General features: G+C 68.8%; 20 protein-coding genes. 10 read left to right on the forward strand and 10 right to left on the reverse strand.

Features of this window, described 5'->3' with window-relative positions; all coding sequences use genetic code 11:
- Positions 1–169: 169 nt before the first annotated feature.
- Positions 170–952 (reverse strand): septation protein SepH, encoded by a 783-nt coding sequence (gene sepH / locus AWC19_RS13760; RefSeq protein WP_085078621.1) that lies wholly within the window; start codon positions 950–952, stop codon positions 170–172.
- A 121-nt stretch (positions 953–1,073) separates the two neighbouring features.
- Positions 1,074–2,192 carry a phosphoserine transaminase gene (serC, locus tag AWC19_RS13765; RefSeq protein WP_085078622.1) on the reverse strand — a complete coding sequence of 373 codons (1,119 nt, stop codon included), beginning with the start codon at positions 2,190–2,192 and terminating at the stop codon, positions 1,074–1,076.
- Positions 2,193–2,412: 220 nt separating this feature from the next.
- Between serC and AWC19_RS13770 the strand changes: the two genes are divergently transcribed.
- Both AWC19_RS13770 and AWC19_RS13775 read left to right on the forward strand, forming a co-directional pair.
- Positions 2,413–3,438: an AurF N-oxygenase family protein gene (locus AWC19_RS13770; protein WP_085078623.1), complete on the forward strand. Its 1,026-nt coding sequence runs from the start codon at positions 2,413–2,415 to the stop codon at positions 3,436–3,438.
- A gap of 16 nt (positions 3,439–3,454) precedes the next feature.
- Positions 3,455–5,143: an FAD-dependent oxidoreductase gene (locus tag AWC19_RS13775; protein WP_085078624.1), complete on the forward strand. Its 1,689-nt coding sequence runs from the start codon at positions 3,455–3,457 to the stop codon at positions 5,141–5,143.
- Here the strand turns inward: AWC19_RS13775 and AWC19_RS13780 are convergent.
- Both AWC19_RS13780 and AWC19_RS13785 read right to left on the reverse strand, forming a co-directional pair.
- Positions 5,140–5,598 carry a VOC family protein gene (locus AWC19_RS13780; protein ID WP_085078752.1) on the reverse strand — a complete coding sequence of 153 codons (459 nt, stop codon included), beginning with the start codon at positions 5,596–5,598 and terminating at the stop codon, positions 5,140–5,142. The two genes, AWC19_RS13775 and AWC19_RS13780, sit on opposite strands and share 4 nt — an antisense overlap.
- Before the next feature lie 144 nt (positions 5,599–5,742).
- A complete protein-coding gene (locus AWC19_RS13785) occupies positions 5,743–6,864 on the reverse strand; it encodes a citrate synthase 2 (RefSeq protein ID WP_085078625.1) in 1,122 nt (373 codons plus the stop codon).
- A gap of 71 nt (positions 6,865–6,935) precedes the next feature.
- Here AWC19_RS13785 and pdxH point away from each other — a divergent pair, with 71 nt between their 5' ends.
- The 3 genes from pdxH to AWC19_RS13800 all read left to right on the forward strand — a co-directional run bounded on the left by pdxH (position 6,936) and on the right by AWC19_RS13800 (position 9,947).
- A complete protein-coding gene (pdxH, locus tag AWC19_RS13790; protein WP_085078626.1) occupies positions 6,936–7,595 on the forward strand; it encodes a pyridoxamine 5'-phosphate oxidase in 660 nt (219 codons plus the stop codon).
- Between the two features lie 37 nt (positions 7,596–7,632).
- Positions 7,633–8,529, forward strand: coding sequence for an amidohydrolase family protein (locus tag AWC19_RS13795; RefSeq protein WP_085078627.1), 897 nt, complete (start codon positions 7,633–7,635; stop codon positions 8,527–8,529).
- A gap of 122 nt (positions 8,530–8,651) precedes the next feature.
- The gene (locus AWC19_RS13800; protein ID WP_085078628.1) at positions 8,652–9,947 is read left to right on the forward strand and encodes a citrate synthase; all 1,296 of its coding nucleotides are present in this window, start codon (positions 8,652–8,654) and stop codon (positions 9,945–9,947) included.
- 90 nt (positions 9,948–10,037) lie between these two features.
- On the opposite strand, the gene AWC19_RS13805 is transcribed toward AWC19_RS13800, so the two are convergent.
- Positions 10,038–11,606, reverse strand: coding sequence for a phytoene desaturase family protein (locus AWC19_RS13805; protein ID WP_085078629.1), 1,569 nt, complete (start codon positions 11,604–11,606; stop codon positions 10,038–10,040).
- Complete coding sequence (locus AWC19_RS13810; protein ID WP_085078630.1) at positions 11,603–11,866, reverse strand: DUF2630 family protein; 264 nt, start codon at positions 11,864–11,866, stop codon at positions 11,603–11,605. The genes AWC19_RS13805 and AWC19_RS13810 overlap by 4 nt, the downstream gene beginning before the upstream one ends.
- Positions 11,867–11,972: 106 nt before the next feature.
- Between AWC19_RS13810 and arfA the strand changes: the two genes are divergently transcribed.
- The 3 genes from arfA to arfC are packed head-to-tail and all read left to right on the forward strand — an operon-like array spanning position 11,973 to position 15,198.
- The gene (gene arfA, locus AWC19_RS13815; RefSeq protein ID WP_085078631.1) at positions 11,973–12,956 is read left to right on the forward strand and encodes a channel-forming protein ArfA/OmpATb; all 984 of its coding nucleotides are present in this window, start codon (positions 11,973–11,975) and stop codon (positions 12,954–12,956) included.
- An 11-nt stretch (positions 12,957–12,967) separates the two neighbouring features.
- The gene (arfB, locus tag AWC19_RS29655; RefSeq protein ID WP_158090867.1) at positions 12,968–13,120 is read left to right on the forward strand and encodes a channel accessory protein ArfB; all 153 of its coding nucleotides are present in this window, start codon (positions 12,968–12,970) and stop codon (positions 13,118–13,120) included.
- A complete protein-coding gene (gene arfC, locus AWC19_RS31610; RefSeq protein ID WP_085078632.1) occupies positions 13,117–15,198 on the forward strand; it encodes a channel accessory protein ArfC, sunset domain variant in 2,082 nt (693 codons plus the stop codon). The genes arfB and arfC overlap by 4 nt, the downstream gene beginning before the upstream one ends.
- Here the strand turns inward: arfC and AWC19_RS13825 are convergent.
- The 3 genes from AWC19_RS13825 to AWC19_RS13835 form a co-directional block, all read right to left on the reverse strand.
- On the reverse strand, positions 15,195–16,535 hold the full coding sequence (locus AWC19_RS13825) for a sensor histidine kinase (protein ID WP_085078633.1): 1,341 nt from the start codon (positions 16,533–16,535) through the stop codon (positions 15,195–15,197). The genes arfC and AWC19_RS13825 overlap by 4 nt on opposite strands.
- A gap of 12 nt (positions 16,536–16,547) precedes the next feature.
- A complete protein-coding gene (prrA, locus tag AWC19_RS13830) occupies positions 16,548–17,258 on the reverse strand; it encodes a two-component system response regulator PrrA (protein ID WP_120313517.1) in 711 nt (236 codons plus the stop codon).
- A gap of 81 nt (positions 17,259–17,339) precedes the next feature.
- Positions 17,340–18,596 (reverse strand): MFS transporter, encoded by a 1,257-nt coding sequence (locus AWC19_RS13835; protein ID WP_085078634.1) that lies wholly within the window; start codon positions 18,594–18,596, stop codon positions 17,340–17,342.
- Between the two features lie 161 nt (positions 18,597–18,757).
- Here AWC19_RS13835 and AWC19_RS13840 point away from each other — a divergent pair, with 161 nt between their 5' ends.
- Entirely contained in the window at positions 18,758–19,936 is a 1,179-nt protein-coding gene (locus AWC19_RS13840) for a glycosyltransferase family 4 protein (RefSeq protein ID WP_085078635.1), read from the forward strand.
- The gene (locus AWC19_RS13845) at positions 19,933–22,059 is read left to right on the forward strand and encodes an amylo-alpha-1,6-glucosidase (protein ID WP_085078636.1); all 2,127 of its coding nucleotides are present in this window, start codon (positions 19,933–19,935) and stop codon (positions 22,057–22,059) included. The genes AWC19_RS13840 and AWC19_RS13845 overlap by 4 nt, the downstream gene beginning before the upstream one ends.
- A gap of 175 nt (positions 22,060–22,234) precedes the next feature.
- Here the strand turns inward: AWC19_RS13845 and AWC19_RS13850 are convergent, their stop codons facing one another.
- Complete coding sequence (locus AWC19_RS13850) at positions 22,235–23,725, reverse strand: carboxyl transferase domain-containing protein (RefSeq protein ID WP_085078637.1); 1,491 nt, start codon at positions 23,723–23,725, stop codon at positions 22,235–22,237.
- Position 23,726 lies beyond the last annotated feature (1 nt).

A 23,726-nucleotide genomic window follows, 5' to 3' on the forward strand; every position in this document is an offset into this window, starting at 1 on the left:
ACACTCAACGCCGCCACAGCGCACTCAGCGGCCTACCACCCATCAGCCGCCTGTAACCAACGTTATGGCCGGGTACATCTAGCGGTCCGCGCTGGCGGTGACCGCAAGCGCGGCGTAGCCGGGCGCCGGGGGTGCCCCGCGGAGCTGGCGACGGGTCGCCGCTGTCGACCTAGCGTTGCCCGCCCGAGCGGACCCCGAGCAGCACGTCCTCCCACGCCGGAATGACCGGCTTGCCGCGGCGGGTGTGCACCGGCTTCTCGGGCGGCGGGGGGGTCACCGGCTCGGCGTTTTCCGCCTCGGGGGCGGGCGAGGCCGGCGCCTCGAAGTCGATGCGCGCCACCCGCGCGAGCGGCCGCAGCGGACGCTCGAAGTCGGGGTCGATCAGCTCGCTGGCCGCGTCGTCGATCGCGGTGACCGTCCCGCCGTGCGCGCCGGGAGTGAAGCAAAAGTGCGCGATGTTGTCGGAACGGCCGACCTTCCAGGCCAGCTGCACGGTCCAGCGGCTGTCCTCGTTGCGCCAGGCGTCCCAGCTCAGCCTGTCCGGTTCCAGGCCACGGGCAACCAAGGCGGTGCTGACGGTTTCCAGCAGGGTCAGCACCGCGGGGCCATCGGCGAGCATCGGGTGAGCCGCGGTTGCCAGCTCCGCGGCACGCGCGCGTTCCAAGAGCACGGGATGCGCGAACCGACGGATCCGCGAGATGTCGGAGCCCGACGCCGCGGCCACCTGCTCGACGGACGCGCCGGCACGGATCTTGGCCTGAATTTCCTTGGGGCTCAACATGTTCGTCACCTGCATGTCGAGGGCGGGCTGTTCCGGCGGAAGCGGTTCGCCCCGCAGGGCGGCTCGCAATCGGTCGTCGACCACCAGCTTGAACTGTTGGGCGGGTTCGCCACCCTCGCAGAGGATGTGTTTGCCGTCGTGATCGAAACCGACCACTTTGAGTTCCCGCATGGCTTCTCCTCGCAGGCTCCGCGCCGGTCAGCGACGGACCCGTCAGGTCCGCACTCTAGTGCAGCAAACACCGACAACCCGATCTGACACGCGGGCGGGTTGCCGGCTCGTGACCGCGCGGTTAAAGCCGTTCGACCACCCAGTCGATGCACCGGGTCAGCGCGCTGACGTCCTCGGGGTCGACCGCGGGGAACATGGCGACCCGCAGCTGGTTGCGGCCGAGTTTGCGGTACGGCTCGGTGTCGACGATGCCGTTAGCCCGCAGAATCTTCGCGACGGCCGCGGCGTCGACGTCGTCGATTAGGTCGATCGTGCCCACCACCTGCGAGCGCAACTTCGGGTCGGCGACGAACGGCGTGGTGTAGGGCCGCTCCTGCGCCCAGGAGTACAACCGCTGCGACGAGTCGGCGGTGCGCTTGACCGCCCAGTCCAGCCCGCCGTTGCCCAGCATCCAGTCGAGCTGCTCGGCCATCAATGCCAGGGTGGCGATGGCCGGGGTGTTGTACGTCTGGTTTTTCCTGCTGTTTTCCACCGCGATCGGCAGCGACAGAAAGTCGGGAACCCAGCGACCCGACGCGGCGATCGACTCGACGCGGGCCAGCGCCGCCGGGCTCATGATGGCCAACCACAGCCCGCCGTCGCTGGCGAAGTTTTTCTGCGGCGAGAAGTAGTAGGCGTCGGTCTCGGTGATATCGACCGGCAAGCCGCCGGCGCCGGAGGTGGCATCGATGACGACCAGGGCGTCGTCGGAGCCGGCGGGACGACGGATGGGCACCGCGACCCCGGTGGACGTCTCGTTGTGCGCCCAGGCGATCACGTCGACCGACGGGTCGCCCTGCGGTTCGGGGGCGCTGCCGGCCTCGGCCTTGACCACGACGGGATCGCCGACGAAGGGGTTCTTTGCGACCGCCGAGGCGAACTTGGAGCTGAACTCGCCAAAGGACAGGTGCAGCGAGCGCTTGTCGATCAGTCCGAAGGCCGCGGCGTCCCAGAACGCCGTCGCCCCGCCATTGCCCAGGATCACCTCGTAGCCGTCGGGCACGGAGAACAGCTCGGTGATGCCCGACCTGACCCGACCCACCAGGTCCTTGACGGGCGCCTGCCGGTGCGAGGTGCCGAACAGGGGGGCCGCGGTGGTGGTCAACGCCTTCAACTGTTCGGGCCGGACCTTGGACGGACCGGAGCCGAAGCGGCCATCGCGGGGTTTGATGTCAGCGGGGATCTCGAGCTGGTCAGCCATATCGATCAGCGTAGTGAGCGGCGGCGCGGCGCACTGTCGTGGGCGGGTAACCCCTGCGTGAGCGCCCCGCGGGGGCCGCCGGTGTGAGACCGGCCACACCGGTGGCATGACCACTGGTCACGCCACAGCGCCCGCGGGGACCCTGGAAATTACCCGGTACCTGCGGTACTGTCTAGACACAGCACGTCCAAATGTAAACCTCGTTGGGGAGGGGCTCGGAATGGCCAGGACGCGAATGGTCCGGCGTTGGCGCCGCAACATGGAGGTGCGCGATGACGCCGAGTACGTGAACATGCTCGCCACACTGTCCGAGGGGTCGGTGCGGCGAAACTTCAATCCGTACACCGACATTGACTGGGACTCACCCGAATTCGCCGTCACCGACGACGACCCACGGTGGATCCTGCCGAAGACCGACCCGCTGGGCCGGCATCCGTGGTACCAAGCGCAGTCCGACGAGCGCAAGATCAAGATCGGCATGTGGCGGCAGGCCAACGTGGCCAAGGTCGGGCTGCACTTCGAGTCGATCCTGATCCGTGGCCTGATGAACTACACGTTCTGGGTGCCCAACGGGTCACCGGAATACCGGTATTGCCTTCACGAATCGGTCGAAGAGTGCAACCACACCATGATGTTTCAGGAGATGGTCAACCGCGTCGGCGCCGACGTCCCGGGCATGCCGCGGGTGCTGCGCTGGATCTCGCCGCTGATTCCGTTGGTCGCCGGACCGCTGCCGGTGGCATTTTTCATCGGGGTGCTGGCCGGCGAAGAGCCGATCGACCACACGCAGAAAAACGTTCTGCGCGAAGGAAAGTCGCTGCATCCGATCATGGAGCGCGTGATGGCCATACACGTGGCCGAGGAAGCCCGCCACATCTCGTTTGCCCACGAGTTCTTGCGGAAGCGGTTGCCGCAGTTGACCAAGCGGCAGCGTTTCTGGGTGTCGTTGTACTACCCGCTGACCATGCGGGTGCTGTGCCAAGCGATCACGGTGCCGCCCAAGGCGTTCTGGCAGGAGTTCGACATCCCGCGAGAGGTCAAAAAGGAACTGTTCTTCCGGTCACCGGACTCGCGAAAGTGGTTGAGCGACATGTTCGCCGACGTCCGGATGCTCGCCTGCGACACCGGCCTGATGGAAACGCGCTCCGCGCGGTTGATGTGGCGGCTCTGCAAGATCAACGGCAAGCCGTCGCGCTACCGCAGCGAGCCGCAGCGTCAGCACCTGGCCCCCGTCGCGGCGGCCTAGCGGTTTCAGGAGTTCCATGCCGCACGTAATTACCCAGTCGTGCTGCAACGACGGGTCCTGTGTTTTCGCGTGCCCGGTGAATTGCATTCACCCGACACCCGACGAGCCGGGCTTCGCCACCTCGGAGATGCTCTACATCGACCCGGTGGCGTGCGTGGACTGCGGTGCGTGCGTCAGCGCCTGCCCGGTCGGCGCGATCGCCCCCGCCGCCCGGCTCGAGCCCAAGCAGTTGCCCTTCGTGGAGATCAACGCGTCGTTCTACCCCGAGCGACCCGCCGGCGTGAAGTTGCCGCCGACGTCGAAGCTGGCCCCGGTGATCCCGGCCGCCGAGGTGCGTCCGCGACGCCGGCCGCTGACCGTGGCGATCGTGGGATCGGGGCCCGCCGCCATGTATGCCGCCGACGAGTTGTTGACCCAGCATGGGGTGCGGGTCAACGTCTTTGAGAAGCTGCCCACCCCTTACGGGCTGGTGCGGGCCGGGGTGGCACCGGATCACCCGAACACCAAAAACGTCACCCGGCTCTTCGACCGGGTCGCCGGCCATCGGCACTTCCGGTTCTATCTGAACGTCGAGATCGGCAGGCACCTGAGCCACGCCGACCTGCTGGCGCACCACCACGCCGTGCTGTACGCGGTCGGCGCGCCCGACGATCGTCGGCTAGACATCGACGGCATGGGTCTTGCCGGCACCGGGACCGCCACCGAGTTGGTCGCCTGGATCAACGGCCACCCCGACTTTGCCGATTTGCCAGTCGATCTCAGCCACGAACGGGTCGTGATCGTCGGCAACGGCAATGTCGCCCTCGACGTGGCCCGGGTGCTGACCGCAGACCCCGACGATTTGGCCCGCACCGACATTTCCGATCGGGCGCTGGAAGCGTTTCGCGCCTCGGCGGTCCGCGAGGTGGTGATCGCGGCCCGGCGCGGGCCCGCGCAGTCGGCGTTCACCCTGCCCGAACTGATCGGGCTCACCGGCGCTTCCGAGGTCGTGCTCGACGCCGCCGATCACGAACGCGTGGCGCACGACCTGGCGACGGTGTCGGACCCGTTGACCAAGAGCAAACTCGAGATCTTGACCAAGCTGGGCGACGGTTCGGCGGCGCCGTCGCGGCCACGGATCCGGCTGGCCTACCAACTCACGCCCAAGCGCGTTGTGGGTCAGCAGCGGGCCGCCGGGGTGGAGTTCACCGTCACCGGCACCGACGAGGTGCGCCGGCTCGATGCCGGCCTGGTGTTGACCTCAATCGGCTACCGCGGCAAGGCGATTCGCGATCTGCCGTTCGACGAGTCCGCGGGCGTCGTCCCCAACGACGGCGGTCGCGTCGTCGATTCGTCGGGACGCGCGGTGCCCGGCGCATACGTCGCGGGGTGGATCAAGCGCGGGCCGACCGGGTTCATCGGGACCAACAAGTCCTGCTCCATCCAAACCGTCCACGCCCTGGTGGCCGATTTCAACGCCGGCGCGCTGGCCGACCCGGCGGCCAACCCCGCGGCGCTGGACAGGCTGGTGCGCGCGCGTCAGCCCGACACCGTCGATTCGGCGGGCTGGCGCGCGATCGATGCGGCCGAGATCGCGCGCGGCAGCCGCGACGGACGGCCCCGCAACAAGTTCACCGACGTCGCAGACATGCTCGCGGCGGCGGCCACCGCACCGCCGGCGCCGCCGCGGCGACGCCGGCTGCTTGCCCGGCTGCGCGCGACCTAGCCGCTGGCCGGCGCGGCCATCGCCGCCTGCATCTCGTCCATGCTGACCTCGCGAATCGGCTGCCCCAGCGACCAGTGGTGGCCAAACGGGTCGGCGACCACGCCGTAGCGGTCTCCCCAGAACTGGTCCTCCAGCGGTGCCACCACGGTGGCGCCGGCGTCGAGGGCCCGCTGGAACTTGGCGTCGATGTCGTCGACCGTCAGGTGAATGGTGACCGGGGTCCCGCCCAGCGACTTGGGCGTCATCGACTTGCCGCCACACACTTCGGGGAAGTCGTCGTTGAGCATCACGGTGAAACCGTTGATGCGCAGCGCGGCGTGGATCAGCTTCCCGTCGGGACGCGGCACGCGGCCCAGCTCGTCGGCCCCAAACGCCTTGACGTAGAAGTCGATCGCCGCCGGCGCGTCGTCGACCACGAGGTGCGGGGACAGGGCGGGTTCGAAGTTGATCGCCATGATGGCCTCCTTGGTGTCGGTCTCCCGTGCCCGCACCGGGTGGGCGGGCTCACGGTTATTGACTCGCCCCGCGACACCAACTCATCGCCGTGGTCGCGGCGGCTTCAGTCAACCGCCGGGCACCGACAACTACCGGAGAACGCCTCAGGCGTGGGTGAGAACCCGGTCCCAGCCCTCGACGGCCTCGGGGCTGCGCGGGCCGGGGCCCACGTAGACCGCCGACGGGCGGACCAGCTTGCCGAGCCGCTTCTGCTCGAGGATGTGGGCGCACCATCCCGCGGTGCGCCCACAGGTGAACATGGCCGGCATCATGTTGGCCGGCACCCGGGCGAAGTCGAGGATCACCGCGGCCCAGAACTCGACGTTGGTTTCGATGGCCCGGTCCGGACGCCGCTCGCGCAACTCGGCGAGCGCCGCCTGCTCGACGGCCATGGCGACCTCGTAGCGCGGGGCGCCCAGCCGCTCGGCGGTGGCCCGCAACACCCGCGCCCGCGGGTCCTCGGCGCGGTAGACGCGGTGCCCGAAGCCCATCAGCTTTTCGCCCCGGTCCAGGATCCCCTTCACCAGGCCTCGGGCATCGCCCGTGCGTTCCACCTCTTCGAGCATGGGCAGCACCCGGGCCGGGGCCCCGCCGTGCAGGGGGCCACTCATCGCGCCGATCGCCCCGGACAGCGCCGCCGCGACGTCCGCGCCGGTCGAGGCGATCACTCGCGCGGTGAACGTCGAGGCGTTCATCCCGTGCTCGGCGGCCGACACCCAGTAGGCGTCGATGGCCTCGATGTGTCGGGGGTCCGGCTCGCCCTGCCAGCGGGTCATGAATCGCGCTGTGACAGTGGGGCATTCGTCGATGACGCGTTGCGGGACGGCGGGCTGATAGATGCCGCGTGCCGACTGCGCGACGTAGGACAGGGCCATCACCGAGGCGCGGGCCAGCTGATCGCGGGCGGTGGCGTCGTCGGTGTCGAGCAGGGGCTTGTAGCCCCAGATGGGCGCGAGCATCGCCAGTCCGGCCTGCACGTCGACCCGCACGTCGCCGGTGTGGATCGGCAGCGGGAACGGCTCGGCGGGCGGCAACCCGTGACCGAACTTTCCGTCGACCAGCAGCGCCCACACGTCACCGAAGGTGACCTGCTGATTCACCAAGTCTTGAATGTCGACGCCGCGGTAGCGCAGGGCGCCGCCGTCTTTATCCGGTTCGGCGATCTCGGTGGTGAAGGCGACCACACCCGCTAGGCCGGGGACAAAGTTTTCGGGGACAACGGTCATGGGAAAATTCTCGCACCCCGCCTCGGGGCCGACGCTACCGGCCGGTAGCGCCCGTCGGTAGCGTTGGCCCAATGGCCGGATCAAACGAGCAACGCCTGCAGACGATGCGCGTGGAATACGGGTCCGTGGAAAAGGACGGCAGCCCCGACCTGGACGTGGATTGGCTGGCCGACGGTTGGCTCACGCTGTTCCGTAACTGGATTGACGACGCCGAACGCGCCGGGGTCGCCGAGCCCAACGCTTTCGTCCTGGCCACCGTCGCCGAGGGCCGTCCCGTCAGCCGGTCGGTCTTGTGCAAGAGCGCCGACGAGACGGGAATCACTTTTTTCACCAACTACGACTCCGCCAAGGGGCTTGAATTGGCGGCGACGCCGTACGCCTCGGCGACCTTCCCTTGGTACGAGTTGGGACGGCAGGTCCACATCCGCGGCGGCGTCAGCAGGGTCGACCCGCAGGTTACGCAGGACTACTGGTCCAAGCGGCCGCGCGGCTCACAACTGGGCGCGTGGGCGTCGCACCAGTCGCGCCCGATCGCGTCGCGTGCCGCGCTGCTCGACCAGCTGAGAGAGGTCACCGAGCGCTTCGCCGACTCCGAGTCCGTCCCGGTGCCCCCCAATTGGGGCGGATACCTCATCGCGCCCGAGGTGGTCGAATTCTGGCAGGGGCGCGAAAACCGGGTGCACAACAGGATTCGGGTCATCGGCTCTCACGTCGAACGTCTGCAGCCCTGAAGGCCGCCGCTGACCCGTCCTGCCATCCTGGCTGACGATGGACGAGACGACGTTGGTGCGCGACATCTGGCGGCCGCTCGGGCTGCCGGGGCTTGTCGACGTGCACACGCATTTCATGCCCAAGCCGGTCATGGACAAGGTTTGGCGGTACTTCGACGACGTCGGCCCGCTGGTGGGACGGCGCTGGCCGATCGCCTATCGCACCGACGAGCAGCAGCGGCTGGCCGCGCTGCGCGGATTCGGCGTGCGGGCCTTCACGTCGCTGGTCTACCCGCACAAGCCCCAGATGGCGGCCTGGCTAAACCAGTGGGCGGCGTCGTTCGCCGCGGCGACGCCCGAGTGCCTCCACACCGCGACGTTCTACCCGGAACCCGGCGTCGAGGGCTACGTCGGCCAGGCGATCAGCGCCGGCGCGCGAGTGTTCAAAGCCCACATCCAGGTCGGTCGCTACCACCCGATCGATCCGCAACTCGACCGGGCATGGGGCGTCATCGAGGACGCAGCCGTGCCCGTCGTGATCCACTGCGGTTCCGGCCCCGTCCCTGGCGCCCACACCGGAGCGGAGCCGATCGCGGCGCTGCTCGCGCGACATCCCCGCCTGCGGTTGGTCGTCGCACACATGGGCATGCCCGAGTACTCCGACTTCTTAGACCTCGCCGAGCGGTACGAGGAGGTGCGACTCGACACCACCATGGCGTTCACCGCCTTCGTGGAGGAGACGATGCCCTTCCCGCACTCTGAATACGCACGACTTCGCGACCACGGCGACCGCATCCTCTTCGGGAGTGACTTTCCCAACATCCCGTATCGCTTCGTCGACGCCATGCGCGCCCTGACCGAGGTGCCCGGCGTCGACGACGAATGGCTGCGGAAGGTCTTCTACGACAACGCCGCCGAGCTCTTCGGTTTGGGTGCTCGCGACGGGGCCATCTGATGATTGGTTAAGGAAATCAGGCAGACCCACCCCGGGCAGGCGCGTGGTCGCGATAACGACTACCTTCAGCTGTAAGCACCTAGTCAGGGCAGCCATACCAGCCGGAGCGCAAAGGGGTTCTCGTGGCCGACACAGACGACACCGCAACTCTGAAGTACCCAGGGGGCGAGATCGACCTGCAGGTCGCCCGCGCCACCGAAGGTGCGGACGGCATTGCGCTCGGCTCGCTGTTGTCCAAGACCGGCTACACGACGTTCGACGTCGGCTTCGTCAACACCGCCGCGTGCAAGAGCTCGATCACCTACATCGACGGCGACGCCGGGATTTTGCGCTACCGCGGCTACCCGATCGAGCAGCTGGCCGAGAAGTCGACCTTCATCGAGGTGTGCTACCTGCTGATCTACGGCGAGCTGCCCAACAAGCAGCAGCTGGGCGAGTTCGATACCCGGATCCAGCGGCACACCATGTTGCACGAGGACCTCAAGCGGTTCTTCGACGGCTTCCCGCCCAACGCCCACCCGATGCCGGTGCTGTCCAGCGTGGTGAACGCGTTGAGCTCCTACTACCCCGACTCGCTGGACCCGATGGACCAGGAGCAGGTGGAGTTGTCGACCATCCGCCTGCTGGCCAAGCTGCCCACCATCGCCGCGTACGCCTACAAGAAGTCGGTCGGGCAGCCGTTCCTCTACCCGGACAACTCGCTGTCGCTCGTGGAGAACTTTTTGTGGATGACCTTCGGGTTGCCCGCCGAGCCCTATCACGCCGACCCGGAGATCGTGCGGGCGCTGGACATGCTGTTCATCCTGCACGCCGACCACGAACAGAACTGCTCGACGTCGACGGTGCGGCTGGTCGGGTCGTCGCGGGCCAACCTGTTCACCTCTATTTCCGGTGGCATCAACGCGCTGTGGGGGCCGTTGCACGGCGGCGCCAACCAGGCGGTGCTCGAGATGCTGGAGAGCATCCGCGAGAGCGGCGACGACGTGGGCGAATTCGTGCGCAAGGTGAAGAACCGCGAGGCCGGCGTCAAACTGATGGGCTTCGGGCACCGCGTCTACAAGAACTACGACCCCCGGGCGCGGATCGTCAAGGAGCAGGCCGACAAGATTCTGGCCAAGCTCGGCGGCGACGACGACCTGCTCGGCATCGCCAAGGAGCTCGAGGAGAAGGCGCTCACCGACGACTACTTTATCGAGCGCAAGCTCTACCCCAACGTCGACTTCTACACCGGCCTGATCTACCGGGCGCTGGGATTCCCCACCCGGATGTTCACGGTGCTCTTCGCGCTGGGGCGGTTGCCCGGGTGGATCGCGCACTGGCGCGAGATGCACGACGAGGGCGACAGCAAGATCGGCCGTCCGCGCCAGATCTACACCGGTTACACCGAACGCGACTACGAAACCATCGACGGGCGCTAGTCTCCTTTCCCTTCCGCGACGGTGCGTGTTTGGACGCGGACACGCCGCTGGGGCCGTGCAACTACGCACGCTCGTCGGATGAAGGGGTAGCTACACCGACGCCAGCACGGCCATGGCGGCGTTGTGCCCTCCGATGCCCGACACCGCGCCGCCGCGACGGGCACCCGAGCCGCACAACAAGATTCGCTCGTGGGCCGTGGCGACTCCCCACCGGCGCGCCGGGGTGTCCAGCGGCTCGTCGTCGTCGGCGAACGGCCACGCTAAGCCGCCGTGGAAGATGTTGCCCGCGGTCATTCCGAGCGTACGGTGCAGGTCCAGGGTCGTGGTCGTCTCGAGGCACGGGCGGTCATTGGCGTCGCGCATCAAGACGTCCTGAATGGGTTCTGCCAGAACCGAATTCAGCGAGGCCAGCACCGAATCGGTCAGCCGGTCGCGCAAGGCGCCGGAGTAGGTGCCCTCGAACAGCGAGTGCGGGGTGTGCAGGCCGAACACCGTCATCGTGTGAGCGCCCGCGTCGCGCAGCCCGGCCGACAGGACGCTCGGGTCCGCCAGCGAATGGCAATACGCCTCGCAGGGCAGAAGGTTCGGCAGTTGCCCGGCCTCGGCGCGCACGTACGCCGCGTCCAGCTGGGTCCACGTCTCGTTGGCATGGAAGGTGCCGGCGAAGGCCTGTTCGGGTGTGACGTTGCCGTCGCGCAACCGGGGTAGCCGCCGCAGCACCAGGTTCACCTTCACCTGCGCGCCCTGCGCCGGACGCGGCGGGCGTTCCCCGAGCAGGCCGGCCAGGACCGTCGGGGTGACGCCCGCCAGAACGAACCGCCCGCGGATTGCGCGTTCTTCACCGGCTTTGCGGTAGCAGACCCGACCGCCTGGCTCGATGGCGAAAACCTCTGCGCCCGTTGTGATTTCGGCACCATGACGGACCGCCGCCCTGCTCAGGGCCTCGCTGATCGCGCCCATCCCGCCGACGGGCACGTCCCATTGGCCGGTGCCGCCGCCGAGCACGTGATAGAGGAAGCAGATGTTCTGCTGCAGCGAGGGGTCGTCGAGGCGGGCGAAGGTGCCGATCAGCGCGTCGGTCGCCATGACGCCACGCACCAGGTCGCTGGACACCGAGCCGGTGATGGCGTGCCCGATCGGCTCGTCGACCATGGCCCGCCAGGCGCCCGCCGCGTCGGCGCCGCCAGACTCGACGACGTATCGGCGGGCCTGAGCGCGGGTCCGCAGCGGTTCGAGCAGCGTCGGCCAGAGTCGTTGGGTCACCAGCCGGCAGCGTTGGTAGAACGCCGCGAAACCGCGCTCGTCGGCGCCGGCGCCGATGGCGGCGAAGGTGTCGGGCCGCCCGACCAGCAGCCCGGTGCGGCCGCCGGTGGCCGGGTCCGGTGTGTACGACGAGAAGCGCCGCCGGACCAAGCGCACGTCGGCGCCGAGGTCGTCGACGATGCGGGGCGGCAGCAGGCTGACGAGGTAGGAGTAGCGCGACAGCCGGACATCGACGCCGTCGAACGCTTGCGCCGAAATCGCGGCCCCGCCGACGTGTCCCAGCCGCTCCAGCACCCGCACCCGAAGGCCCGCTCGGGCCAGGTAGCCGGCCGCCACCAGTCCGTTGTGGCCGCCGCCGACCACGACGGCATCGACGTTGGCTGGGCCCTCGCTCAGCTCAGGTAGCCCTCGACCTGGCCGGGCGGGCGCACCTCCGCTTCGCGGGGATCACCGCCGGTCTCGCGCAGTGCCCGGCGCTGTCGCAGCAGGTCCCAGCACTGGTCGAGCTCCACCTCTACCTGGCGCAGGCGATCGTGCTCCTCCGACGTGTCGATCTCGCCGTGTTGAAGCTGCTCGCGCAGGGACTTCTCCTCATCGACCAGGTGGCGGATGTAGGCCAGGGTGTCGCGGTCGGTCGGTTTTTTGCCGTTTCCCATCGCTCTAGTGTGCCCGACTTGGGAATTGTCGCCGCGCCGAATGGGTAGGCTGCATATCGCCTGCGGGACCGAGAAGTCCTCGGCGAGGGAATTAGGGGAGGGGAAAGTGGGCTTAGGCGCGGGTTTGCGGGAAGCGGCCGCAAGCACCGACTCTGAGCGGGCTCCGGAGGATTACCGGCGGTCGCTTGGCCTTCCCTGGCTTATTGCACTCGTGCTTATCCCATTGCTGATCGCGGCAATCGGCTACGGCGCGTCGCACCGGGCGAGATCGGCGGCGGGGCCCTCGGGCGCGCAACCCACGTCGGCGCCGTCCGGCAAGCCCGGTGCGCCGAAATTGTCGTTGGCGCCCCTGTCAATCACGCGCAACGGTAACGAATTCGTCCTCAGCGGAGAGTTTCCCGACGATTCCGCGAAGGGGGCCTTGATCAAGGCGCTTAACGGATCGTTGACACCCGACGTCACGATCATCGATCAAATCCGTATCAACCCCAATGTCGATGCGCTCGATTTCTCGAAAGCGGGACCGATCTTCAAAGACAGCGCGTCGATTCTCGATTTCGCCCTGACGGTGAGCGGAGACACCATCACGGTGACGGGCACCGCCGCGACGCAAGACCAGAAGAACACCGTCGAACAGGAGGCGACCCGCACCTGGTCGAATCTGAATGTGGTTGGCAAGCTTGCCGTTAACGTTCCGGTGCCGCCGATTGGACTGCCCGCTCCGGCGTCGTGCGCCAGCCTGGCGGAGGCCATCACCGCCCTGACGGGCGGACCGATCACGTTTGCCAACGACGGGTTCAGCATGACCCCGGTCGCAAACCAGATTTTGAGCGAGGTGGCGGACAAGCTCAAAGCGTGCCCGACCGCGCACGCGGCGATCAATGGCTACACCGATAATTCGGGCACCGAAGCCATCAACATTTCGTTGAGTAACCAGCGGGCCCAAACCGTCGCCAACTTCCTCATTGCCCATGGGGTTGCTGGCTCGCAGCTCGAAGTCAAGGGTCTCGGTTCGGTGAATCCCGTTGCCCCAAATGACACGCCCGAGGGGCGTGCCAAAAATCGCCGCGTCGAAATCGTTGTGAGCTAAGGAGAACCAGCATGGATTTCGTGATCCAGTGGTTGTGGTACCTGCTCGCTTTCCTGGCGGGCTCGGGTGTTGCCCGGGTAATCGCCAATATTTTGAACAAACGCCCCGGTGTCGAAATGTCTCCGGCCGATTCGCCTAAGCCAGGAGTAGGCGCGGGAAGATGAGCCAGGTGCATTGGTGGCTTTTTGTCCTGTCCTTTGTGATGGGATTGACGCTGACGCTGGCCCTCACCGTCCGCCCCGTCACACGCCGGGTGTCGGTGGGGGCGCCGGCGAAGGGGCCGGACCCCGAGCCCCATGCCGCGCCCGAGCCGTCCTGGCCCGAGGCTCCCGGCTGGCCCGACTTCTTCGGGGCCGACGTCGCGGCCAGGGATGACGTCGCGGGCAGGCATGAGGCGCCGACGACGACCATTGCGGCCGGGGAAGAGCGCGCGACGGTGGCGGCTACGGCCGAGCAGGAGCAACCGACCGTCGCGGTTGGCATCCGGCACGATTTGTTCGGGGTCGCTGACCCGGGCGAGCGTGAGGCGCCGACCGCGATGATTCCGGTCGAGCAGGAGGACCCGGCGACCCGCGAGCCAGTCGACGAAGGGTCGCAGACCTCCGAGGTGCCGGTCGGACCCGAATCGCCGACGAGAACCATCCCGGTGCCGCACGACTTGTTAGCGCCGATTACCCCGACGAGGAAGGACTCGCCGCCGGCGGCCCCGCCCGAGCACGAAGCGGAAGTGACCGACGCGCCTGTCGAGCCGGCGTCGAGGACATCTGAGGTCCCCGCGAAACCGTCGTTCCGGACCGCAGCGGTTCCCGTCCCGCACGACCTGTTCGGGCTCCCCGTGCCGCCCCCCGACGCATCGCCTTCGGCAAGCCCGGCTGAGGAAGAGTCCGAAGCGACTGAGGTTGATGCCGACCACGAGTCGCGGGTGTCCGTGGAGCCCGTCGACCCAAAGCCCGAAGCGACGGGAGCCGTTGTCGAGTCCGGCGATGTGGTGGCGCCCCACGCCGCGGCGGAAGTCGCATCGCCCCCGGTAAGCCCCGTCGAGGAAGTCGAGGAAGAGGCCGAAGCGACTGTCGTTCCTGCAGAGCCCGAGTCGACGACGCCCGAGCTCTCTTCCGAACCGGAGTTCCTCACCGCAACGATTCCCGTGCCGCGCGATCTGTTCGGGCCCGGCGTCCCGTCCGACGATGAGCCGCCAATGGCGATCCCGGTCGAAGACGGTGCGGAAGCGGCTGAGATTTTCGACGAGGAGCCGGCCCCGTCTGAGGTTCCTGTCGAGCCAGAGTCGCAAGTGGCTGCGATACCCGAGGACTTAGATCGCGAAGCGGCGAAAGGCGCCGTCGAGTTCGACGACTTGCCGGCCGCTGAGGTAGCGGCGGAACGTGCGTCGCTGACGGCGAACCCGGCCGAGGAAGGGCCGGAAGCGACCGAGGTTTTCGCCGAGCAAGATTTGCAGCCCGCCGACCCCGAGCTTCCGGGCGCCGTCACCGACGACCCGGCTGCTAAGGATCCGAAAGAACCGACGAAGTCCAAAGTTTCGTTCCTGCGCAGATTGCTGGGCAGGAAGGACCCCGCCGGCAAGAAGGCGCCGGCGCGCGAGATCCCACGCGAGCAAGAGACGCCGACGACGGAAATCCCGGTCCGGCATGACGTTTCGACGACGGAGAATCCCGTCGGGCAGGACCTCCCGACCACCGAGATCCCGATCGAGCATGACTTGCCCACGACCGAGATCCCGATTGCGAAAGATGCGTCGCGAGGCCGGCTTTCGTTCCTCGAGTGGTTTCTGGCGCCCGACGACTCCCCGACGACGAGACGTACCGCCGCGAAGAAGGCGCCACCGAGGAAGCCTCGGCCACCGGCCAAACGCGTGCCGGCGGGCAAGATCCCCGCGAAAAAGGTTCCACCGCGCAAGCTTCCGCCTGGCAAGGCGGTGCCGCCGCGGACGAAAGTCCCGCCCGCCAAGGCCGGGCCGGCTAAAAAACGTCCGATGCCCAAAACGCCGCCGGAAAAGTGGCCGGTGTTGCCATACGAGCCCTACGGCCCCGGTTCGGCTCGCGCCACCCCCGACGGGGGCGGACCGGACGGGTGGCTGGTGAAGGGCCGCTCGGACACCCGGCTCTACTACACGCCCGACGATCCCACGTACGACGCGATCGTCGCGCAGGTCTGGTTCAAGGACGAGCAGGCCGCCGCGCGCGCCTACTTCATCGCGTGGCGCAAGAGCTCCGGGAGTGACGCCTAGCCGGGTGCGGGGATGAACAGCAGCAGCCGCGCCCCGCCCAGCGGACTTTCTTCCAGCGACGCCGTCCCACCGTGCAGGTGCGCCTGCTGGGCCACCAGCGCCAGCCCCAGGCCCGACCCCGAATGCGACGCCGTCGACCCGCGGGAGAACCGCTCGAACACCACCTGGCGCTCGGCTTCCGGGACCCCGGTCCCGTTGTCGTCGACGGCGATTTCCACCCCGGCCCGCGAGCTGACCGCCGAGAGCTGAACCTTGGTGGCGCCGCCATGCTTGACAGCGTTGGCGATCGCGTTGTCGACGGCCAGGCGCAACCCCGCCGGCAGCCCCACGATGATGCAGGTCGGCGACGGCACCAGCGAGACGTCCAGGGCGGGGTAGACCCGCATGGCGTCGTGGGCGGCGCGGTCGAGCAACTCGGTGATGTCGACCGGCACGTGATCGTCGGAGGTGGACAGTTCGCCCTGGGCCAATCGCTCGAGGGCGCTCAGCGTGGCCTCGATCCGCGACTGGGTGCGGATGACGTCGTTGAGCACCTCTTTGCGCTGGTCGTCGGACATGTCCAGGGTGGACAACACCTCGAGATTGGTGCGCATCGCGGTCAGCGGGGTGCGCAGCTCGTGGGAGGAGACCGCCGCGAAGTCGCGGGCCGACGCGAGCGCCTCCTTGGTCCGGTTCTGCTCGTCCCAAATCCGCTGCAGCATGCCCCGCATCGCCTCGGCGATCTCGACGGCCTCGCTGGCGCCGTGCACTTCGACGCGCGGCGCCTCGTCACCCGCGTCGATCAATCGGGTCTGCTGGGCGAGCTGTTTGAACGGGCGCACCGCGAAAGCGGCCAGCAGCCAGGCGAAAACGGCCGCCGCGCCGATGGCGAAGCCACAGATCAGCAACACCCGACGGTGCAGGTTGTTGGTCTCGGCAATGGTGGCGTCATACGTCGCGCCCACCGCGAGCGACGTCGGCACCGGCCCGGGGATCTCGACCGTCCGGACCCGATAGCGCACCCCCCGGACGTAGGTGTCGGCGTAGTCGTCGCTCAGGCGGGGAAGCGTCACGTCGGAATTGGACTTGACCTGGTCGCCGTGGCGGATCGTCATGATGGCGTCGCGGTTGTTGGGCGAGCGTGGGATCTCGTCCAGGCCGCGCGGCAGGAAGGGGATTGCGAAGCCCGCGGCCTCGTCGAGTCGGCGGTCCAGGCGCTCCTTGCGGTCGTTGGTGATTCCCACCCACACGACGGTGCCGACGATGAGCACGGGAATCGCGGCGCCGATGGCCGTCGCCACCACTACGCGGGTCCGCAGCGAAGGCGTACGCGCGAAGATCCGGGACAGGACGTTCATGGCCGGTTCATGTCACTGCATTCGCAGCACGAACCCTACTCCGCGGACGGTGTGCAGCAGGCGGGGTCCGCCGTTGGCCTCCAGCTTTCGGCGCAGGTAGCCGATGAACACGTCGACGACGTTGGTGTCGGCGGCGAAGTCATATCCCCACACCAGCTCGAGCAGTTGCGCGCGCGACAGCACCGCGGTCTTGTGTTCGGCCAGCACGGCCAGGAGATCGAACTCCCGCTTGGTCAGGTCGACGTCGACGCCGTTGACCCGCGCCCGCCGGCCGGGGATGTCCACCTCCAGCGGACCGACCGTGATGGTTTCCGAGGACGACGTCGCGGTGGCGCCGCGGCGGCGCAGCAGCGCCTTGACCCGCGCGACCAGCTCGGCCAGCACGAATGGCTTGACCAGGTAGTCGTCGGCGCCGGCCTCGAGCCCGGCCACCCTGTCGTCGACCGAGCTGCGCGCCGAGAGCACACAGACCGGCACGTCGTTGTCCATGGCCCTCAGCGCCGTCACGACGCTGACCCCGTCCAAGACCGGCATGTTGATGTCGAGCACGATGGCGTCAGGGCGCGTCTCTGTGGCGCTGCGCAAGGCCTCGGCGCCGTCGACCGCCGTCGACACCTCGAATCCGGAGAGGCGCAAACCACGTTCCAGCGACGCGAGCACGTCGGAGTCGTCATCGACGACCAAGACCCGGGGTGAGGTGGGACCAGTGTCCATGCCGCCCATTTTGCCGGATTGTCGACGTCGGCTGGGGGAGGCCGGCGGCCGGTCGCCGCGGGATTGTCGAGTGCGTCGGATCCCGACTGCTCAGGCCGCGCCGGCGGGGGCGGGAACCGCGGCCGCGTTCTCGTCGACCCGCCGCAGCACGGGCCTGAACCGAAGCCAGATGAGCAGCGAGCCCAGCGACAGCGTCCCGAGCATCGTGAACGCGGCGGGGAATCCGAAGTGCTGGGCGACGACGCCGCCCAACACCGGGCTGAGTGCTCCGCCGAGACCCTGTGCGGCCATGATGGCGCCCTGGCCGGCGTTGACGTGTCCGGTGCCGTCGAGGATGCGGGCCACCAGGCCGGGGACCGCCACCGACAGCAAGCCCGTGCCGACCCCGTCGAGCACCTGCACGGGGATCACGCCCCAGGAAGTGACGAGGCAGGCGGCAACCAGTGCGCGTACCGGTAGGGCGGTGAACGCGACCAGGATCACCAGCCAATAGCCGCGTGCCTGGGCCAGCCGCATCGCGACCAGCGAAGTGACGATCATCATCGCCTGCGCGACGACCACGGTGCTAGCCACCGTGGTGAACGGGTTCGCGTGGGTGGCCACTACCGCCAGCCCGTAGAGCGGCAGCATCGCCGCGTTTCCCAGGTGAAACAGCACCAGGGCAGCCGCCAGCGCCAGCAGCGGCCGGGACTCAACCAGCACCCGCAACTTTTTGACCGGGGCCTGGTCCGTGTCCCGCAGCTCGCCGCGCGCGACATGATGGTCGATGCGAGCGGCCGGGATCGCCAGCACCGACACGACGGTCATTACCGCGAACCCGGCGGCCAGCCAGAACACGCCGGCGTATCCGAAGAGCCGGCCCACGAGCCCGGCGGCGGCGGCGCCGACCATGTTGCCGGCGTGGTTGTATGCCTGGTTTCGGCCGTTTTGGCCGGTGAAGCGGGCTTGGCCCACCAGGCCGAGCGTGATGCCGATCACGGCGGGGGCGATCGTCGCACCGGAAATGCACATGACGGCCTGCGCGGCGGCGATGACCCAGAAGTGCCGTGACGTCAGGATGACCGCCGAAGCCGCGACGGCGGACAGGCCGACCACGATGACACAGGCCCGCTTGCGGGTGGTGGCATCGACCAGCGCCCCCGCCGGTGCGACCGTGAGCATGCCGACGATCGCGCCCAGGGTGATTACCGCGCCGATAGCGCCGGTGGTCCAGCCGCGGCTGGCCAGCAAGACACCCAGGAAGGGGCCCATGCCGGCCTCCATGTCGGCCATGAAGAAATTGACCGCCTGCAGCGCGGCCCGATCGCGGGCACCTGCCTGAGGCGGCGGCGCGTTCCGGTTCGACATGCCTCGATTTTCGCGGTGCCCCGCCGGCTCGCCGCAAGTCCGCGGCGCGCGCGGGTGAGGGCCCGCCCCACTTGGCGGACGGTCCGCCGGCGGCCCATAATTAGCACTCATAGGTTGAGACTGCTAACGCGCGTGGTGAGTAGTTTAAGGAGGAACTGTCAATGCGCGGCGCCGATTCCGCCTTACCGACCGACATCTTGGACTCCAGTCGTCCCCTCCGGATCGTGCTCGTCGCGCCGCCCTATTTCGATATCCCGCCGAATGGGTATGGCGGAGTGGAGGCCGTCGTGGCCGACCTCGCCGACACGCTCGTCGCTCGGGGACACCGGGTCACCGTGCTCGGCGCCGGCGAAGGCGGCACGGCGGCCACGTTCGTGCCGCTGTGGGAGCGCACCGTGCCCGACCGGCTGGGTCAGCCGTACCCGGAGGTCATGCACGCGTTGAAGGTGCGCGCCGCGATCACCCGGATCGCCGCGACCGACGGCGTCGATATCGTGCATGACCACACCTTCGCCGGCCCGATGAATGCGCCGACCTACCATGCGCTGGGGGTGCCGACCATGGTCACCGTGCACGGCCCCATCGACGACGACCTGTATCCCTACTATCGAGAACTCAGCACCGACGTCGGCCTGGTGGCGATCAGCGACCGCCAGCGGGAGCTGGCCCCCGACCTCAATTGGATCGGCCGCGTGCACAACGCCCTGCGGGTCGAGGAGTGGCCATTTCAGGCCGAAAAGGACGACTACGCACTGTTTCTGGGTCGGTTCGCTCCGTACAAGGGCGCCCACCTGGCGCTGGAGGCGGCCCACGAGGCTGGGCTCCCGCTGGTGCTCGCCGGCAAATGTAGCGAGCCCCCGGAGAGGGAATATTTCGAGGACTGTGTCCGGCCGTTGCTGACCGACAACGACCATGTGTTCGGTGAGGCCGATGCCGTCAGCAAGCGGCGGCTTTTGGCCCGCGCGCGCTGCCTGCTGTTCCCGATCCGGTGGGAGGAGCCGTTCGGCATCGTAATGATCGAGGCCATGGTTTGTGGTACGCCCGTCGTCGCGTTGCGCGGCGGCGCCGTGGCCGAAGTCGTGGTCGACGGAGTCACGGGGTTGGTGTGTGACCGGGCCGAGGAGCTGCCCGCCGCGATCCGCCGGGCCCAAACCCTGGATCCGCATGCCTGCCGACGGCACGTTGCCACCAATTTCGGTGTCGCGCAGTTCGGCTCGGCGTACGAAAAGATCTACCGCGACGTCCTGCATCAGGCGTCGGGCGGGCGTCGGATGAGGTCTCAAGGCGTCGTCGAATCTCGCCGGCGAGGCGCCCACGACTTTCGGAAGGCCACCGCGTGACCGTGCCGGCGGCGCTCAACAGCGGCCCCCCGGTGTCCATCGGCGTCGGCAGCGAAACGGTGACCCTCATCGAGGGTGGGACGTTCTGTTTGTCCGACCGTCGCGGAGACGTGCTGGTCGGGACCTCGCACGGATTGTTCTTCCGCGATGCGCGGGTGCTGTCGCGGTGGGAGCTGAGGGTGGACGGCCAGGTCGCCGAGTCTTTGACCGTCGAGTCGACCGAGGGGTTCGCGGCTCAGTTCATCCTGCGCAGGGCCCCGGCTCCGGGCCGCGCGGACAGCACGCTGCTGGTGGTCCGGGAGCGCCTGGTCGCCGACGGGCTGCGGGAGACGATCCGGCTGCACAACCTGGACAAAGAGAGCACGGTGGTGTTCCTCGAACTGCACGCCGACGCCGACTTCGCCGACCTGTTCGCGGTGAAGGAGGGACGCGCGCCGGTGGCGGGCGCGGAGGCGACCGTGGTCGGCGGGGAGCTGATGCTGCGGGGGCGGGCCGACAATGTGCGTGGCCTGTCGGTGGCGGCCACCGGGGATCCGGTCGTGCTGCCCGGGTGCCTGAATTGGCGGGTGGTGGTGCCGGCGGGAGGGCAGTGGCAAACGGAAATCATGGTCCAGCCGACCTGGGCCAACCGCAAGATCCGAACCCGCTTCCCGCGTGGCGAGAATGTGCAGAGCAGCGCGCCGGCCCGCAAGATCGAGACGTGGCGCTACACGTCCACGACGGTCGAGACCGACCACGTCGTTTTGGCGCGGGTGCTGCGCCAGACCGAAAGCGACCTCGGCGCCCTGCTCATCCAGGACGAGGACGGGCGTAGCCGGCCGTACGTCGCGGCCGGGGCGCCGTGGTTCATGACCCTGTTCGGGCGGGACAGCCTGCTGACCGCGTGGATGGCTCTCCCGCTGGACGTGGGGCTGTCGCTCGGCACCCTGCAGCGGTTAGCGGCTGCGCAGGGGCGGTGCGTCGACGCACTCACCGAAGAGGAGCCCGGTCGCATCATGCACGAGGTGAGGCGGGGCCCGGCCAGCGCCGATGTGTTGGGCGGCAGCGTCTACTACGGCACCGCCGACGCCACCCCGCTGTTCGTGATGCTGCTGGCGGAATGCTGGCGGTGGGGCGCCGACGAAGCCGCCGTCCGGTCATTGCTGCCCGCGGCCGACGCCGCGCTCGCCTGGGCGGAGCATTACGGCGACCGCGACGGCGACTCGTTCATCGAGTATCAGCGCGCCACCGACCGGGGCCTGATCAACCAGGGCTGGAAGGACAGCTTCAACGGCATCAACGACGCCGCCGGCCACGTCGCCGAACCGCCGATCGCGCTGTGCGAGGTGCAGGGCTATTTGTATGCGGCTTTGCTGGCACGGGCCGAACTCGCCGAAGCGCTGGGCGATGCGTCGCATGCGGAGCGGTTGCGCGAGCGCGCGCGCCGGTTGCAGACCCGATTCATTGAGGCGTTCTGGTTGCCCGAAAAAGGTTGGTATGCGGTCGCTTTGGACGGACACAAGCGCCCGGTCGACGCGTTGACGAGCAATATCGGCCACTGCCTGTGGACCGGTATCGCGACCGACGAGCATGCCGCCGCCGTGGTGGAGCGGCTGGCGAGCGCCGAGATGGATTCCGGATTCGGGTTGCGCACGCTGGCCACGACCATGGGCGCATACAACCCCATGAGCTACCACAACGGCTCGGTGTGGCCGCACGACACCGCGATCGCGGTGGCCGGCCTGTTGCGATACCGCCACGTCCCCGGGGCGGTGGCGTTGGCCGAGCGGCTGACGTCCGGCCTGCTCGACGGGGCAGCGGCATTCGGCGGGCGCCTCCCCGAGCTGTTCTGCGGGTTCCCCCGTTCGCAGTTCGCGTCCCCGGTGCCCTACCCCACGTCGTGCTCGCCCCAGGCGTGGGCCAGCGCCGCGCCGCTGCTGCTGCTGCGGTCATTTTTGGGGCTCGACCCGCACGTGCCGCACCGCACCCTGTCGCTGTCGCCGCGTTTGCCCGGGGAGTGGGGCAGGGTCGCGCTGACCAACCTGCGGCTGGGCAATGCGACCGTTCAGATCGAGGCCGAGGGGGAGAAGGTCGACATTCACGGCGTGGGCGACGATTGGCAGCTGGTGACGCCTTCGGGCTGACATTCTCAATCGCCACCCCGGTTGCCGGCGGTGTTGCGGATCGGGCGCAACGACCGGGGGCCGTGGCCATACGGGTCGGCCGTCCGGTCAGTTTCAGCACCCGCTCGGCGCCTCGACACCGGCAGGCCTCGGCCGTAAGCCGCCGCCGGCGGCCGCGGCGCCATCGGCGTGTCGTTCATGTGTCGCGAGCAGAAGGGGGCAGCCCGATGCGCCGGTAGCGCCGCAACCGTGCGGCCATCCGTTCGGCGTCCGGTATTCCGCGCAGGGCGTGCACCTCGGCGGCGATGGCGCGCGAGAGTCGTTGGGAGAACTCCGCCGGTTCGTCGGCGGCGTCGGAGTGCTCCGGCACGATGGCGTCGACGATTCCGGATGCCAGCAGATCGGCCGATCGGATGCCTTGGGCCGCAGCGAGTTCGGGGGCGTGCGCGGTGTCGCGGAACACGATGGCGCTGGCACCCTCCGGCGGCAGCGGCGCCAGCCAGCCGTGCAGCGCGGCCAGCACCCGATCGGCGGGGACCATCGCCAGCGCCGGCCCGCCGCTGCCCTGGCCCAGCAGCACCGACACCGTCGGCGTGTCCAGCGTGACGAGCTCGGCCAGGCACTGGGCGATCTGGCCGGCCAGGCCGCCCTGCTCGGCCTCGGCCGACAACGCCGGCCCGGCGGCGTCGATCAGCAACACCAGCGGCAGGCGCAGCTCGGCCGCGAGCGCCATGCCGCGCCGCGCCTCGCGCAGTGCCGCCGGCCCGACGAGACCGCCGGTGATGCGTTGCTGGCCCAGCACCACCGCGGGCTGACCGTCGAAGCGGGCCAGCGCCAGCAGCGTCGTCGCCGCCTCGCCCCGACCGGTGCCCGACAACAGCACCCGGTCGGTGGCGCCGTGCCGCAGCAGATAGCCGACGCCCGGCCGATCCGGTCGCCGTGACGACACGACCGAGTCCCACGCCCGCACATCGGGCGTCGGCTCGGGTCGGCCGGGGCCCTGAGGCGGCCCGGGCGGGTCGGCGATCACCGTCAGCGCGCGATCGACCGTGCGGCGCAGCTCGTCGAGCGCGACGACGCCGTCGATCACCCCGTGGCGCTGCAGGTTTTCCGCGGTCTGGATGCCGGGCGGGAACGGTTCGCCGTAGAGCAGCTCGTACACCCGAGGCCCGAGGAACCCGATCAGGGCGCCCGGCTCGGCCACGGTGATGTGGCCCAGCGAGCCCCACGAGGCGAACACCCCGCCGGTCGTCGGGTGGCGCAAGTAGACCAGGTACGGCAGGTGTGCCCGCTTGTGAAGCTGGACGGCGGCGGCGATCTTGACCATCTGCAGGAACGCGACCGTGCCCTCCTGCATGCGGGTGCCGCCGGAGCTCGGCGAGGCCAGCAGCGGCAGCCGCTCGGCGGTCGCGCGTTCCACCGCGGCGGTGATTCGTTCGGCCGCGGCCACCCCGATCGAGCCGCCCAGGAAGCCGAACTCGCAGACGACCACGGCCACCCGGCGCCCGAAAACGCGTCCCTCGCCGGTGATTACCGCTTCGTCCAGCCCGGTGGCGGCGCGGGCGTCGGCCAGCTCCCGCGCGTAGGAATCCGACACCGGCAGCGCCAGCGGATCGCTGTCCCAGCTGACGAAGGATCCCTCGTCGAGCACCGCGTCCTGCAGCTGTTCAGTGGTGATACGAGTCACG

The organism is Mycobacterium palustre (assembly GCF_002101785.1).
Lineage (GTDB): Bacteria > Actinomycetota > Actinomycetes > Mycobacteriales > Mycobacteriaceae > Mycobacterium > Mycobacterium palustre.